Annotated in this window: 17 protein-coding genes, 1 pseudogene and 1 other annotated feature; of the genes and pseudogenes, 15 read left to right on the top strand and 3 right to left on the bottom strand. The window is 45.4% G+C overall.

Annotated elements, in window-relative coordinates; all coding sequences use genetic code 11:
• Nucleotides 1–106 precede the first annotated feature (106 nt).
• The 3 genes from ACG95_RS09400 to ACG95_RS09390 all read right to left on the bottom strand — a co-directional run bounded on the left by ACG95_RS09400 (nt 107) and on the right by ACG95_RS09390 (nt 2,643).
• The gene (locus ACG95_RS09400) at nt 107–457 is read right to left on the bottom strand and encodes a DUF1801 domain-containing protein (RefSeq protein WP_048000272.1); all 351 of its coding nucleotides are present in this window, start codon (nt 455–457) and stop codon (nt 107–109) included.
• Nucleotides 458–477: 20 nt separating this feature from the next.
• Nucleotides 478–1,386, bottom strand: a complete 909-nt coding sequence (locus ACG95_RS09395; RefSeq protein WP_048000271.1) for a magnesium transporter CorA family protein — start codon at nt 1,384–1,386, stop codon at nt 478–480.
• 93 nt (nt 1,387–1,479) lie between these two features.
• Nucleotides 1,480–2,643 (bottom strand): VanZ family protein, encoded by a 1,164-nt coding sequence (locus ACG95_RS09390; protein WP_048000270.1) that lies wholly within the window; start codon nt 2,641–2,643, stop codon nt 1,480–1,482.
• A 634-nt stretch (nt 2,644–3,277) separates the two neighbouring features.
• Between ACG95_RS09390 and hisJ the strand changes: the two genes are divergently transcribed.
• From hisJ to ACG95_RS09315, 15 genes and pseudogenes are all read left to right on the top strand, one after another.
• Complete coding sequence (gene hisJ / locus ACG95_RS09385; RefSeq protein WP_048000269.1) at nt 3,278–4,114, top strand: histidinol-phosphatase HisJ; 837 nt, start codon at nt 3,278–3,280, stop codon at nt 4,112–4,114.
• 60 nt (nt 4,115–4,174) lie between these two features.
• Nucleotides 4,175–4,409 (top strand) — a binding site (T-box leader).
• A gap of 93 nt (nt 4,410–4,502) precedes the next feature.
• Nucleotides 4,503–5,654, top strand: coding sequence for an ATP phosphoribosyltransferase regulatory subunit (hisZ, locus tag ACG95_RS09380; RefSeq protein ID WP_048000268.1), 1,152 nt, complete (start codon nt 4,503–4,505; stop codon nt 5,652–5,654).
• Entirely contained in the window at nt 5,647–6,303 is a 657-nt protein-coding gene (gene hisG, locus ACG95_RS09375; RefSeq protein ID WP_048000267.1) for an ATP phosphoribosyltransferase, read from the top strand. Before hisZ ends, hisG begins: the two co-directional genes overlap by 8 nt.
• A complete protein-coding gene (gene hisD, locus ACG95_RS09370) occupies nt 6,303–7,589 on the top strand; it encodes a histidinol dehydrogenase (RefSeq protein ID WP_048000266.1) in 1,287 nt (428 codons plus the stop codon). The genes hisG and hisD overlap by 1 nt, the downstream gene beginning before the upstream one ends.
• Nucleotides 7,590–7,661: 72 nt before the next feature.
• On the top strand, nt 7,662–8,246 hold the full coding sequence (hisB, locus tag ACG95_RS09365) for an imidazoleglycerol-phosphate dehydratase HisB (protein WP_048000265.1): 585 nt from the start codon (nt 7,662–7,664) through the stop codon (nt 8,244–8,246).
• On the top strand, nt 8,246–8,872 hold the full coding sequence (gene hisH, locus ACG95_RS09360) for an imidazole glycerol phosphate synthase subunit HisH (protein WP_048000264.1): 627 nt from the start codon (nt 8,246–8,248) through the stop codon (nt 8,870–8,872). The genes hisB and hisH overlap by 1 nt, the downstream gene beginning before the upstream one ends.
• Complete coding sequence (locus ACG95_RS09355; protein ID WP_048000274.1) at nt 8,853–9,449, top strand: 1-(5-phosphoribosyl)-5-[(5-phosphoribosylamino)methylideneamino]imidazole-4-carboxamide isomerase; 597 nt, start codon at nt 8,853–8,855, stop codon at nt 9,447–9,449. The genes hisH and ACG95_RS09355 overlap by 20 nt, the downstream gene beginning before the upstream one ends.
• Nucleotides 9,443–10,201 carry an imidazole glycerol phosphate synthase subunit HisF gene (hisF, locus tag ACG95_RS09350; RefSeq protein WP_048000263.1) on the top strand — a complete coding sequence of 253 codons (759 nt, stop codon included), beginning with the start codon at nt 9,443–9,445 and terminating at the stop codon, nt 10,199–10,201. Before ACG95_RS09355 ends, hisF begins: the two co-directional genes overlap by 7 nt.
• On the top strand, nt 10,198–10,509 hold the full coding sequence (gene hisI, locus ACG95_RS09345; RefSeq protein WP_048000262.1) for a phosphoribosyl-AMP cyclohydrolase: 312 nt from the start codon (nt 10,198–10,200) through the stop codon (nt 10,507–10,509). The genes hisF and hisI overlap by 4 nt, the downstream gene beginning before the upstream one ends.
• Before the next feature lie 18 nt (nt 10,510–10,527).
• Nucleotides 10,528–10,848: a phosphoribosyl-ATP diphosphatase gene (gene hisE, locus ACG95_RS09340; RefSeq protein WP_048000261.1), complete on the top strand. Its 321-nt coding sequence runs from the start codon at nt 10,528–10,530 to the stop codon at nt 10,846–10,848.
• A gap of 37 nt (nt 10,849–10,885) precedes the next feature.
• Nucleotides 10,886–11,964 (top strand): annotated as a pseudogene (gene hisC / locus ACG95_RS09335) (histidinol-phosphate transaminase).
• A 227-nt stretch (nt 11,965–12,191) separates the two neighbouring features.
• The gene (locus ACG95_RS09330; RefSeq protein WP_048000260.1) at nt 12,192–12,935 is read left to right on the top strand and encodes a TerC family protein; all 744 of its coding nucleotides are present in this window, start codon (nt 12,192–12,194) and stop codon (nt 12,933–12,935) included.
• A 26-nt stretch (nt 12,936–12,961) separates the two neighbouring features.
• A complete protein-coding gene (locus tag ACG95_RS09325) occupies nt 12,962–13,822 on the top strand; it encodes an NAD(P)-dependent oxidoreductase (RefSeq protein ID WP_048000259.1) in 861 nt (286 codons plus the stop codon).
• A 238-nt stretch (nt 13,823–14,060) separates the two neighbouring features.
• The gene (locus ACG95_RS09320) at nt 14,061–14,315 is read left to right on the top strand and encodes a type II toxin-antitoxin system prevent-host-death family antitoxin (protein WP_048000258.1); all 255 of its coding nucleotides are present in this window, start codon (nt 14,061–14,063) and stop codon (nt 14,313–14,315) included.
• A gap of 7 nt (nt 14,316–14,322) precedes the next feature.
• Nucleotides 14,323–14,631: a type II toxin-antitoxin system RelE/ParE family toxin gene (locus ACG95_RS09315; protein ID WP_152668322.1), complete on the top strand. Its 309-nt coding sequence runs from the start codon at nt 14,323–14,325 to the stop codon at nt 14,629–14,631.
• The last annotated feature ends 31 nt before the right edge of the window (nt 14,632–14,662 follow it).

Below are 14,662 nucleotides of genomic sequence, written 5' to 3'. Positions count from 1 at the left end.
TACTTGTCTAACAATTATGGGGCACTTCATTTTCCGAGAGCCTTTTTAGTCATTCAAATATTAATAGTCGAAGCGTGAACCAGCAGGCAGTTAGTGTGCAAGCATTTTAAGCTTCAATCAATTGTAAAACTTGTTTAACGAGTTCGACTGGTACTGGTTGGTCTAACGCAATGTTCATGCGTTTTTGACCAGTTGCGTAACCAGCTGCTTTAGCTGCGGCGAGGACATCTTCCGTTAAATCAGCTGAAATACTCAGGCTGACGTGCGCCTTATAAGCAGCAATGCTGACGTAGCGTTTTTCTAAATCATAGAACGGCAGGTTCCATTTGATCTTAGGAGTGAACTGGGTCAATGTCGTGGTGATCAGTTGATCCAACTGTTCTAAGATAGGTTGTGCTTCGACTGCCGCTTTACTGATGTAATCGGCAGTATCAGTTACTTTGATTCGACTTGGCATTTTAGCTAACCAGCCTTTCTTTACTTGCGAAATGAATTACGACGGAGCAGCCAGATGGTTAGGGCACATAGTCCAACGGCAATAATGACGGTGATCTCCCACCCAAACGGATTCTTCATAAAGGGCAGGTCGACGTTTTGGCCGAAGAAACCGAAGACGATATTGGGCATCGTTAAGACGATTGAGAAAATCGTCAGCAGCCACATCGTATTGTTCAAGCTGTTATCCAGAATATTAGAATAGGCGTTAGACACGCGACCAATAATGTCGGACGCGATGTTAGCCATTTCCAACCCTTGTTGGGCTTCAACAATAATGTCGTCGAGGCGTTCTAGTTGGGCAGTGGAGAACTTCACTGGAACGAAGCGTTTCAGCGATTGCAACACGTCATTATTACTTTTGAGGGACGTTAAGAAATACACAAGTGTCGTTTCTAAGTCCATCAATTGAATGATGACTGAGCGCTGAATCTGTTTCTTCATCTTGACCTGAATATCTTGGCGTTGTTTATTGATCTTATTAATGGCGGTGAAATACTGTCTGGATAACTTGTACAGCACGTTGAAAATGTAGTCATACGAGTGCATGACATTTTCCCAGTCAGCGTCAATTTCATCAGCCAATAGATCTTCGACAAAGGCCGTATCATCAGTCGTAAAGGTAAATAACGTATGGTCAATCAGCATAAAACTGACTTGGGCGGTAGACGTGCCATCGTCGGTATTGTTAGTGACCACGTCAAAAATAATGGTCGTAATGGCACTTTTATCATCGTATTCTAGTCGACCACGTTCATGTTGGTCGGTAGCGTAACCCAACATTTCGTCGGTCACGTGTTCTTCATTGACGAGTTGATGGTAGTCGTTTTCAGTATAATTATTAACTGCGACCCACCGAAAATCGTCGCTTAGGTTATGGACTTTTATCATGATTTTAGACTTCCAAGGTTTTAATTTACCTTAAATTTACCATGAGTTGCGAGTCAACGCAAAGGTTGGGGCAGTGTGAAAGGACTTATCGCGTTAAATGGCCGTCGTATGACTTAACTTTTCACACCAGAGCTGATGGCTACGGCTGAAGAGTGCGAGTAACAAGTCATAACTAATAATTAGGAGCACAACTGAGACGAGGACGAGATAAACGTCCAAACGATTCAGAGTAGCACTCGGCATGTCGCCTAAACTGTTGAATAGCCACAAGTCTAAGAACAGCAGTGGTAAACCAACGAAGTAAAGACCGCCATAGTGGATAAAGAGTTGGCCGAAGTTAGCATTAGAGCCATCAGCGTTAGCGATCCGGCTGTTCAGTAGTAAGCCACCGATTGTTTTGCCGTGCCAACGCCAAGCAGGTAATAGGAAGAAAATACAAATGTTAGCAACGTATAACCAGCGGAAATCGTGTGGCAACGGCCAAGCAAAGTGTTTAACGAGGACGAAGTAAAGTGTGTCAAAGCCGGCAATGATGGCCCAGTCGATAATTAGTGCACCAATGCGTCGCCAGTTGATTGGCCGTTCGTTCCAATTCAAAACGGTACTGTGATCGCGGTTGCGAAGTTTGCGTGGAATGAAGACTAGTGCCCATGCACCAATAATTCCCCCGAGGGTGTTCATCATCAAGTCATCGACGTCAAACATCCGGTAAGCTCGTGAGTAGTAGCCATAAAGTCCAGTCAATTGAGTCGTTTCAAAGAACAACGAGATTGAAAAACTTGTCAATGTGATCAGCCATAGTGGCCAGTGCCGGCGCCATTTTAAGTAAGCACCAATTGGCATGAATAGTAGTACGTTGAAGAATGGTTGGAAAAAGGTATCTGACTTGAACGCGCTCAACCACGTACTTGGGTCGCTGAGTTGAAACGGCGTGAGCAATTTCAGCTGTGAAAGAAAGTAGAAGGGCTGCAAATTATATTCAGCGGTAGTGAGACTGGCAACCGAAGAACGGGTTGGTAGCGGCAAAATAATTAATAAGTACGCTGCAGCCAAGTACCAGATAAACGAGTAGGTACTGATTAGATTACGCTCACTGAGGGTCTGGCGGGTACGCAGTTGCACCGTTAAAACGATGATGGCTAGTAGTAACGTCATAATAGGTAACGCTAAAATGACAATGTGCACCGGTTGCAGCAATGCACTAACAATATGACTGGAAAGTGCGAGTTGATAAAGTTTAGTAATGATGTTTTGCATGGCGGATCCCCCCTTGGACGCTTTGATTATTCCTGACTATAACATGCTATAACTAAACTATGACAATTTACATAAATAAATTAGTAAAATGTTAGTCTTTTAACGGATATTGAAAATAGCTTCGAATTGGTTGCTGGGGTTAACTAAAATCTAAAAATGAAAACTGACTATAACTTTCGCCTCCGGTGGTCAGTACTAGCTTAGCTGTGGGGACCGGCTTCAGCCTGAGGAGCGGTCTGAACCCTCGATTTGGTCATTGGCACAATTCACCAATGATCAAATCGTCCGTGGTGTAAGTTAGACAAAAAACGTCCAACTAACGCCACCTTCACAGCATCGCTAGTACTGTCCACCTCCGGCTAGACTGATGTTTATTTGCGATGATGGTGATTAACTAGAGTTTTTTTACCAAGTAAAAACTGACTAGTAGTTTAGAAACTAGTAATTAAGTTGAATCTAAGCGGAGCGGTAAATCAAAAGTCAATTATCATTGCAGTAGTTTTTGAATTAATAAGATCAAACTGTCATGTATATAGCTTGGTTGGGTTGGAATCGTTAGTGATAACCACCACGAGTTGCAACTCAAACAAAAGTGTGTTTGAATAAGCCTAAAATATTAAAAGGCGATGAGCGAATGTTAATGGATGGTCATACCCACACGGAACTTTGCCCCCATGGTAGCGGGGAAGCAACTGAGAAAATGATTCAACGTGCGATTCAACTTGGCATGCAGCGGTATTGTATTACTGAACACGCGCCGTTACCACCTGAATTTGAACAGCAATTTTCAGGATCGCCTGAAGGGTTTTCGGAGGCGTCATTGCGGCTGGATCAGGTCGATGAATACTTGCAATTAGCACACGGATTGCAGGAAAAATACGCCGATCAGATTGAAATCAGCGTGGGTTTTGAAGTTGATTTTTTACCAGACCATATCGCTTGGACGCGCCAGTTCTTGGATACGTACAGTCCCCAGACACAGGAGAGTATTCTATCGGTGCACTTTATGCGGGGGAAGGACGATCGGTTCTGGTGTGTTGATCTTACGACGGATGACTTTGCTGCTGGTTTTGGTCAGTGGCTATCGACACCTCAACGGTTGTTTGCCCAGTACTATCAAACCGTACTGGAATCCGTACAAGCAGATCTGGGGCAGTACGCTCCTCAACGAATCGGTCACATGAGCCTTGTTCGCAAGTATCAAGACTACTTTAATCTGACCGAACCGCTAAATGATGAGAATTTAACGTTAGTTGACCGAACATTGACGTTAATTAAGCAACAACAGCGCCAATTGGATTTGAATTTGGCCGGTTTGTATAAACCATTTTGTAATGATTTTTACCCGGGTAATCAGATTCTTGAACGTGTTCAGAAGCTATCTATACCACTAATCTACGGTTCCGATGCACATGACATTGCGAGTGTCGGTCGCGGACAGCATTTAATAAAAAAATTAATTAATAGTTGACAGCCATCAGTTTAGTGTCTACAATGAATATTAAATTAAATGACTAATCAAATTTTAATAAAAACAGTTGTGAGTAGAAAAAGTAATTAAGCCTTCCTCATACAGAGAGCCCGGGTAGCTGAGAACCGGACAGACAGACTTAACGAACACACATCTATGAACTGCTAGGGTGAACTCTTTTTTCACTAGCTCTAGCCGAATTGGTTTCGTTATCCAAAGTTGACTTGATCAACATGAGGTTCACCGTGCGAGCGGTGGGCGAACTAAGGTGGAACCACGCGTAAACGTCCTTTTAGCAGAAATGCTAAGAGGACGTTTTTTTGTTTAGTCAGCCATCATAAAACTGCGATGATTAGTTTGAATAGCGACGTTATAGGAGGCGTTAGTAATGTTAAAACACTTATTACCATTAGGAACCCGCGATGAATTTGGTACCCGGGCTCGAACCAAGCAACACTTAATCGCGGTGATTCAAGCCCATTTTAAACAACGCGGGTTAGCGCCAATTGCCACGCCGTTATTAGAGAATGAAGCAGTCTTCGATCAGTACCAAATGGGCAACTATCAGCTATACCGGTTGTTAAGTAATAACGGTCGCACCTTGGTCTTGCGGCCTGACCTGACGTTGCCGATTGCACGTTTCATCAGTGCAACCAATGTGCCACTGCCACAGAAATTCTGTTATGTGGGTGACATCTTCCGAGTTAGTCGGCAGCTGTCTGGTTCATATAATCAGATGACACAAGCCGGAATCGAACTTGTCGGTTACGCCTCGCTAAAGGCCGAACTAGAATGCCTCACGATCGCTAACCAGTTGTCAGCGGAACTCATTGCTGACGCAGTTGAGATTGAATTAGGCGATGCCCAGTTTGCTCAGCGGGTTGTTGCCAGCTTAACGGATAATGAAAATAATCAACAGGAAATTTTAGCCGCCTTGTTTGATAAGCAGTTGCCACGGTACGCAGAACTGATTGCGACGTATCAAGATCAGCCTATCTATGACTTCTTACAAGCTTGGCCACGTCTGTTCGGTCGTCCAGTTGAGATCTTTGCTCAACTAGATGCGGCACCTTTACCAGCTAGTGTGCAACCGAGCCTGCAACGACTACAAACGGTGGTTGATTGGATGCAACGGACGATGCCAGAACAAGCCGTTTCAATTGACCTGAGTAGTCAGGCACCACAGAAATACTATACGGGCCTAACTTTTCGGGGTTACTCGACTGCTGGTGCGGGTTACTTATTCAGTGGTGGTCGTTACGATAAGTTATTAACGAACTTTCAGGCTCAGGCCGAACCCGCCGTTGGGATGGGTTTGAACGTTGACCTACTGACCACGCTGGCAACGAAACAACAAACTAGTCTAGCAAAACAACTATTATATTTTGATCCAGAACAGTGGCCACAAGCCGAAGCATACTTAGCACAACAACCGAATGCCAGTTTAAGTTTGGCGGACGACTTAGCGGGTGCGCAAGCCGAAGCGCAGCGTCTGAATGCAGAACTGATTGATCTAACGGGAGGTGTCACCAATGACTGAACAACGACTCAAAATTGCCTTAACTAAAGGGCGGGTAGAAAAACAAGTCTTACCGTTACTCGAACAAGCGGGTGTTGATTGCTCGCAAGTCCGCAACAAGCAGCGCCGGTTGATCTTCGATTCTGAGACTCAACCTTACGAGTTTATTTTAGCTAAGGGGCCGGACGTGACAACCTTCTTGGAACGGGGCGCCGCCGATATTGGTATCGTCGGTAATGATATTTTAACCGAACACCAGAGTACCCAGTATGAACTGTTGGACCTCGGGATTGGAAAGTGCCAATTTGTCTTAGCCTCGACTGCTGATTTTGATCCGGTGGCACCACGCCGTAAGATCATCGGAACCAAGTACCCACTGATCACGCAACGTTATTTTGATCAACTCGGACAAGACGTTGAAATTGTTAAGATCGAGGGCTCCGTTGAATTAGCCCCGTTAACCGGGTTAGCGGATGCCATTGTTGATATTACGGAGACTGGGACCACTATTCGTGAGAATCACTTACAGATCTACGACTACTTACAGCCGGTCTCAACGCGTTTAGTCGTCAATCGCTTGTCGTTGAAGCAACATCAAGCCGCTATTTTTGATCTCGTAGATCGTCTAGCCGCCGTTGTTGCCGAACCAAAACCAAAGGAGCTCGCATAATGAAAATTATTAATGAAGATTTAGCTAGTTTAAAAAAATTGGTCCAAAGTAAAACCCAACAATTAACTGATTTAAAGGTTGAAGCCGCGGTTCGCGACATCATCGCCAACGTCATTGCTAATGGTGACGACGCGGTTCGTGATTATGAAAAGCAATTCGATCAAGTCGAATTAACGGGCTTCAAGTTACCACAAAGTGCAATTGACGAAGCTTACGAAAATTTGGATAAAGACGTTAAGGACGCTTTGTTATTAGCCAAACGCAATATTACGAGTTTCCACGAAAAGGAACGCGCAACGGGCTTCATCGATGCCGAACAAGCGGGCGTCTTACGTGGACAGAAGTTAATGCCACTGAATCGGGTCGGCCTATACGTTCCCGGTGGTACGGCTGCTTATCCTTCAACCTTATTGATGAGTGCCTTACCTGCTAAGATCGCTGGCGTCAACGAAATCATCATGGTGACACCACCCCAAAAAGATGGGATTAATCCAGCCGTACTGGCCGCTGCTAAAATTGCCGGCGTCGACGCCATCTACCAAGTCGGTGGGGCGCAAGCAATCGCTGCTTTAGCCTACGGAACGGCTTCGATTCCAGCCGTTGATAAGATCATCGGTCCTGGGAACATCTTCGTAGCGACGGCCAAGAAGCAAGTCTTTGGTCAGGTTGCTATCGACATGGTGGCTGGTCCATCTGAAATCGGCGTCTTAGCTGATGACTCAGCTGATCCTCGTCAATTAGCTGCCGATTTACTCAGCCAAGCAGAACACGATCAACGGGCCCGCCCAATCCTGATTACGGATAGTCCTAAACTAGCACAAGCGGTTAGCGATAACGTCACTTCACAGTTGAAAGTCTTGCCACGTGAAGAAATCGCAACGGCTTCAGTTAACGAAAAGGGCTTCATTGCCGTTGTTGATCGGATTGAAGATATGTTTGAACTGATGAACACGGTCGCACCAGAACACTTGGAAGTTCAGTTAGCCAATCCGACCCAGTACTTAAACTTGATCAAGAATGCCGGTTCAGTCTTCTTGGGTCGTTACGCCTCTGAACCACTAGGTGATTACGTGGCCGGTCCTAATCACATTCTGCCAACCAGTGGGACGGCACGTTTCTCATCCCCATTAGGTGTGTACGATTTTGTTAAACGCACGTCCTTCATTCAATACACTAAGGAAGCTTTAGCCAAAGAAGCGTCAGCAATTACGACGTTGGCTCGGGTTGAAGGGCTAGAAGGTCACGCTCGCGCAATCGAGAGTCGTTTCGATACTTACTACGATTAGGTCGCTAGATTAGTAATTAAGATCGTTTGATTTTTAGATGAGGTCAGTCACAACTATCAGGGAGGAATCCACATGCGTACAGCAACGATTAAACGAACGACTAAAGAAACCCAGATTGAAATTAGTTTGAACTTAGATGAACAGAGCGGCATCGAGATTGATACCGGTATCGGCTTTTTGGATCACATGTTGAATTTGTTTGCGAAACACGGTCGCTTCGGGTTAGTCGTTAAATGTAACGGCGACTTGAACGTTGATCCACACCACACGACGGAAGATACTGGAATCGTCTTGGGTGAATGTTTCAAGCAAGCTTTAGGTGACAAGAGTGGCATTGAACGTTATGGTACCGAGTTTGTTCCAATGGATGAAACCTTAGGCCAAGTCAGTGTCGACTTGAGTGGCCGTTCATACCTTGTCTTTGACGCTGAATTGACCAATCCCCGTTTGGGTGGCCTTGATACGGAAACGGTCGAAGACTTCTTCCAAGCCGTAGCCTTTGCCGCTGAAATGAACTTACACGCACGAATTCTCTACGGCCGTAATACCCACCACAAAGTTGAAAGCTTATTCAAAGCTTTGGGCCGGGCAATGCGTGCGGCCGTCACCATTAATCCAGAAATCAAAGGGGTTAACTCCACAAAGGGTGTGATTTAATGTTCGCAATCGTTGATTATGATACGGGAAATACCCGTAACTTAAAGAAGGCATTTGATTACTTACAAGTGCCGACTGAACTAACAGCTGATCCAGCTAAATTGGCAGCCGCCGAAGCCGTGATCTTACCGGGTGTCGGAGCCTTTGCCGCCGCGATGGACGCACTGCGCGAACGACAATTAGTCAGCGTGTTACAGCAATTAGGTCGCGATGGCAAACCAATGCTGGGTATCTGTTTGGGCATGCAACTCTTGTTTGAGAGTAGTGCCGAATATGGTGAACATCAGGGATTGGGCTTACTTGAAGGCAACGTCGCTCCCTTACCAACGGATTTAGGTGTTAAAGTTCCTCAGATGGGTTGGAATCAAAACGCCTTACGACAATCAACAAGTCAGTTTGCCAGTATTGATCAGGGCTATACCTACTTTGTGCATTCGTACTACGCCGTTTGTCCGGCAGAAGAACTAGTTGCAACGGTCGATCACGGTGTAACGGTGCCAAGTATTGTGCAACGTCAAAACGTCATCGGGATGCAATTTCACCCGGAGAAGAGTGGGCAAGTCGGGTTACAACAATTAGCAACTTTTAAGGATATGGTGAATGCCAATGATTTTTCCAGCAATTGATTTACGTGCCGGCCAGAGTGTCCGGCTCTACCAAGGTGATTTTGAACAAGCAACGCTAATCAACGCGGATCCAGTAGCGCAGGCCAAACAGATCAACGCAGCCGGTTTGAACCAACTCCACTTAGTTGATTTGGACGGTGCCAAAGCTGGTCAGCCAGAAAATTATGCCACAATCGCTGCCATTCGAGCTGCTTTTAACGGAACGCTTGAATTAGGCGGTGACCGCATTGTCATTGGTATCGACGGCAAGCAGGGTTACGTTGCAATCAATGGTTGGCTCGACCAATCACAGACCAAGATGAGTACGTTGATGCAAGCGATGCAGGCGGATGGTGCCAAGCACTTTATTGTCACCGACGTCGCGCGTGACGGCACGTTACAGGGACCAAATATTGAATTATATCAAGAATTACAAGCGCAACTACCAGCTATCAATTTGATTGCGAGCGGTGGCGTTCGTAACTTGGAAGATGTCCAGATGTTGCAAGCTAGTGGTTTTAAGGATGTCATTATTGGCAAGGCCTTGGCTGCTGGTAACGTAACGCTGGCCGAGTTAGCGGAGGTGGCGCCATGTTAGCAAAACGAATTATTCCGTGTTTGGACGTTGCGGATGGCCGGGTTAAGAAGGGCGTCAATTTCGTTAACCTAACCGACATTGGTGATCCGGTAGCGATTGCGGCTGCCTATCAAGAGCAAGGTGCCGATGAATTGGTCTTCTTGGATATTGCAGCAACCAATGAACACCGTGAGACGATGGCTGAAATGGTCGAACAGGTCTCCGCACAAGTCTTCATGCCACTGACGATCGGTGGTGGGATTACTAGTGTGGCTGACATGCAACGAATCTTACGGGCTGGTGCGGATAAGACGGCCATCAACTCGGCGGCAGTTGCAGATCCTCAGTTGATTAAAGCTGGCGCCGAAAAATTCGGTAATCAGTGTATTGTCGTGGCAATCGACACAGCGTGGGATGAACAGGTTCAGCAGTACCGTGTCTATACACACGGTGGCCGACAAGCGACTGAATTAGATGCTATCGAGTGGGCACGGCAAGCTGTTGCGCTAGGCGCCGGTGAACTATTGGTGACTAGTATGGACCGTGATGGCACGAAGGCTGGTTTTGATCAACGTTTGTATCAACAACTCGGTGCAGCGGTCAATGTACCAATTATTGCAAGCGGCGGTGCCGGTAAGTTACAGGATTTTGTGGATGTCTTCGCTGATACTCCCGTTGACGGGGCCTTGGCTGCTTCAGTCTTTCACTTTGGTGAGTTGACGATTGCGGATGTCAAGGGTGCGTTGACTGCGGAAGGAGTGGCTGTCCGATGAAACCAGATTTTGATAAGGGCGACGGGTTAATTACGACGGTCGTCACGGATGCAACTACCAAGGATGTTCTGATGGTAGCGTGGATGAACGCTGAGAGTTATCAACGGACTTTGGATTCGGGACAGACTTGGTTCTGGTCCCGTTCACGAAAAGAACTGTGGCACAAAGGTGAGACGAGCGGTAACTTGCAGGATGTGGTCAGCATGACACTAGATTGTGATCAAGATACGCTATTGATTACGGTCAATCCACACGGACCAGCTTGCCATACCGGCCATAACAGTTGTTTCTTCAATCAAGTTAAATAAATGAAAGTGGTGCTTAATATGCAAAATATGGAAGAATTATACGAAATGATCGCACAACGCAAACAAGATCCTAAGAAGGGCTCATACACGGATTACTTATTCACCAAGGGCTTAGATAAGATTTTGAAAAAAGTCGGCGAAGAATCTACGGAAGTTATCGTGGCTGCTAAGAATCCTGGTGACGACGAACTCACCTATGAAACGGCTGACTTGTTCTACCACGTTTTAGTCTTATTAGTTGAACGCGGGGTTACCTTTGATCAGATCAAGATGGAACTCGCTAAGCGCGAAGGTAAGATGAGCGACTATAAGGACCGTCCAGAAATCAATAATTTGTAGTCGATTGTGAGTTAACTAAGATTGAGGAGGAACGCCGATGAAAGCTAGTGTTAAACAGTTAAAACCATATATCCCCGAAAAGCCGTTAGCAACGTTACAAGCTGAGTTAGGGCTATCAAAGTTAGTCCGGTTATCGGCAAATGAGAATCCGTATGGTACGTCGCCTGCCGTGGAAAAAGCCGTTAAAGGGTGGAATTTTGCGGGTAGCAATCGTTATCCCGATGCCGAAGCTGAAGCGTTGCGGCAAGCGGTAGCGCAACGCTATCAGCTGGATCCAGACAGCTTAGTTTTCAGTGTTGGCCTTGATGAAATGATCGTCATGTTGACCCGGACTTGGCTCGCACCTGGTGACCAAGTGATGGTGTCGACGCCGACTTTCTCGGAGTACGGGCTACACGCTGAAATCGAAGGCGCTGAGTTGGTAAGCGTGCCAACCTTGGCTAATGATCACGTCGATTTTGCTGCAATGGCTGCCGCACTGACGCCCGCCGTTAAGATGGTCTGGTTATGTATCCGAACAATCCGACTGGTACGGTGGAATCACTGGCAGATATCGAGGCGTTCGTTCAACAGGTTCCTGCCGAGACGGCGGTCTTAATTGACGAAGCCTACATTGATTTTGCACCCGATGCGGATCAAGTGACAGCGATGCAATTACCTGCTAAATACGCTAACGTTGTGGTGATGCGGACCTTCTCAAAGGCGTATGGACTGGCTAATTTCCGAGTTGGTTACGCGGTTTTCAATGAAGCCTATGCGGCAACGATGCAGGCAGTTCGACTACCTTACAACGTTAATTCATTAGCACAAGTTGCCGCACTAGCCGCCTTGAACGATAAATCATTTGTTCAGGACACAGTAACTCGTAACGCAGCTGAACGGGATAAATGGCAAGCGTTCTTTGATGAACAGCAGCTAACCTATGATCAAAGCGGAGCCAATTTCATCTTCTTTAAACACCCACGGGCAGCACAATTAGCAGATTACTTATTACACCACGGGTATCTGTTGCGGACCGGGTTGCGACCGGATTGGATTCGCTTGACGATTGGAACGGCAGCGGATAACGCGGCGGTGCAGTCATTGATGCGTCAATTTGAGCAACAACAGGAATAGTAAATAATAAATTCAGATTGAGCTTGGATCCTAATATTCAAGCTCTTTTATTTTGTCAATGATTAGTGGCACAGTTTGGCTGTGATTGAAAAGTCAGTTTATATATAGTAGGAAAAAGTGACCAAAGTTTGCCTTATTCTTGAAAATTACCGTCACAACGCTTCATAATGGTCTTTAACGGGTATACTTAAACTAACCAATAATTGATTAGAAAAAGAGGATGCCCCTTGTTACATTTAATTGAACAGTTGTATGGTCCATTTTTTAGTCCCGCCAACTGGGGGCAAGTGATTACGTCAGCTAACGACTGGATCATTATTCTATCGTTAGCCGTGATCGAGTGTTTACTGTCAGTCGACAATGCCGTCGTCTTAGCAGCGCAAACGCAGAGTTTGGATAATCTGCAGGAACGTGAAAAATCCTTGTTCTATGGATTATGGGGCGCTTATTTATTTCGCTTCCTCATTATCGGGGTTGGAACGTATCTGATTGGTTTCTGGGAGATCAAGGTATTGGGTGCCGGTTATTTGGCTTACCTGGTTTACCGTTACTTTACACAGCCAGCTGAGGGTGCAGCTAAATCCAAACCTCAGCGGCAGACCCGCAGCTTTTTCGGGCTAAGTCGTTTCTGGTCCGTCGTGATTCAGATTGAAATGATGGATATCATCTTTTCAATTGACTCTGTCCTGACCTCATTAGCAATTTCAGACAACCCGGTTGTCGTTCTGATTGGCGGTATGATTGGAATCGCTTGTATGCGGGGAATCGCTGAAGTGATTATGCGACTGATGCGTAAGATTCCGGAACTGGAAACCATGGCGTACTGTTTAATTGTGTTGATTGCAGTTAAGTTATTCATTTCGATTCCAGCGATTGGTTGGGATATCCCAGCTAGTGCGTTTGGATTGATTGTAGTTGCGGCCGTAGTGGTGACGATGGTCATTCACTTCTGGCGACAACGTGGTAAATAAGCAGATTTGAAAGGTAAGGTGTGTAGATGATGAAATTAGGTTGGATTGGTACGGGTGTTATGGGTGCTGCAATGGTGACCAATTTAATGGCTGCTGGTTACGAGATGACGGTGTATAACCGAACAAAGAGCAAGACGGATGCCTTAGTCGCAGCCGGGGCCACGTGGGCGGATACGCCAGCAAAAGTTGCGGCTAATAGTGACGTTGTGTTTACGATGGTTGGCTTCCCCAAGGATGTTGAGCAGGTCTACTTTGGCGATGATGGTATCTTTAGTGGTTTAGCTAAGGGTAAAACAGCGATCGACATGACGACCAGCCAACCTAAATTAGCTGCTAAGATTGCGGATTATGCGGCTAAACACGGTATGCAGGCGTTAGACGCACCCGTATCTGGTGGTGATATTGGTGCCAAGAATGCCACGTTGACCGTGATGGTCGGTGGTGACGAAGCGACTTACCAAGCCATGTTGCCATTATTTGAGGTTATGGGCCATAAAGTTAACCATTTTGGCGCTGCTGGTACGGGTCAACACGCTAAGATGGCCAATCAAATCATGATTGCGGGTACGATGACCGGCTTAACGGAAATGTTACTTTACACTAAGGCAGCGGGCTTAGATCCTGAAAAGGTCTTAGCAACACTTTCTAGTGGTGGCGCCGACAACTGGAGCATGGATAACTACGTGCCACGCATCTTAAAAGATGATTACACACCGGGGTTCTTCTCACGCCATTTCTTAAAGGATTTACGGATTGCCCTCAGCGAGGCAGATTCAATGGGCTTAGACCTCGTGGCAACTGCCCAAGCTAAGCGGCTGTACGAAGTGATGGTCGACGTCAAAGGGCTTGGCGATCAAGGGACACAAGGGTTGATTAATATCTATTAAATAACCTAGCTATTATTTTTAGTACAGTGCTACAACAACCTAGAAATAAATCTGATATTAGTATGGGGTAAACTCGCTTAATTAAAGTCGATTGCTTTGATTAAGTGAGTTTTTTTGTGGCTATTTTGTTGACAGCATTTTTTCTTTGAAGTGAAAAAATTATTAGGATGTTTAGATGTAAATTTACAGCAAAAGGGATTATAATACTATTTAGATATAGACAAAGGAGGCAAATAGTATGGAAATTATTAAACCTAGTTCAATCTTACGAGACTACAATAAAGTTGTGAATGAAGTTCAGGACGGTGAGCCGATTGTTTTAACTAAAAACGGAGTTGGAAAAGCAGTGATGGTTAACCTTGATGAATGGCAACGAAAGCAAGCTGAAGTCTGGTTATTAACGGAATTAAATCGTGCGGAGGCTGACTTTGGCGAGGGTGAGGATATTGACGAGTTTGCCAAAAAGTACAAATTAGGTGACTTTGGTGACTAAATACCACGTGACAAAGGGTAGAGCCTTTGATAATGATATGGAACGTATCCATACTTATATGTTACATGGTAACTATTACGAAAGTACGATAAAGTCAGTATTTGAGGCGTTTTATCGTGATTTACAACGTTTGCGTACAAGTCCTAAAATTGGTGAAAAATTAAGTTCAAGGGTTGCTATTCCAAATGATTATCGATATTTAATGAGTGGCGACTACTTGATTTTTTATAAACTTGATGAAAAAGAAAATTTAGTTCAGGTTATCCATGTCTATCATGGCAGAGAAAACTATCTTGCAAAATTAAATTTAAATTAACGGCAGATTGCAAGAAATAACTTGAACGAAT

The sequence above is a fragment of the Lactiplantibacillus herbarum genome (assembly GCF_001039045.1).
GTDB classification, from domain to species: Bacteria; Bacillota; Bacilli; order Lactobacillales; family Lactobacillaceae; genus Lactiplantibacillus; species Lactiplantibacillus herbarum.
This window is presented reverse-complemented; position numbering and strand designations above follow the sequence as displayed.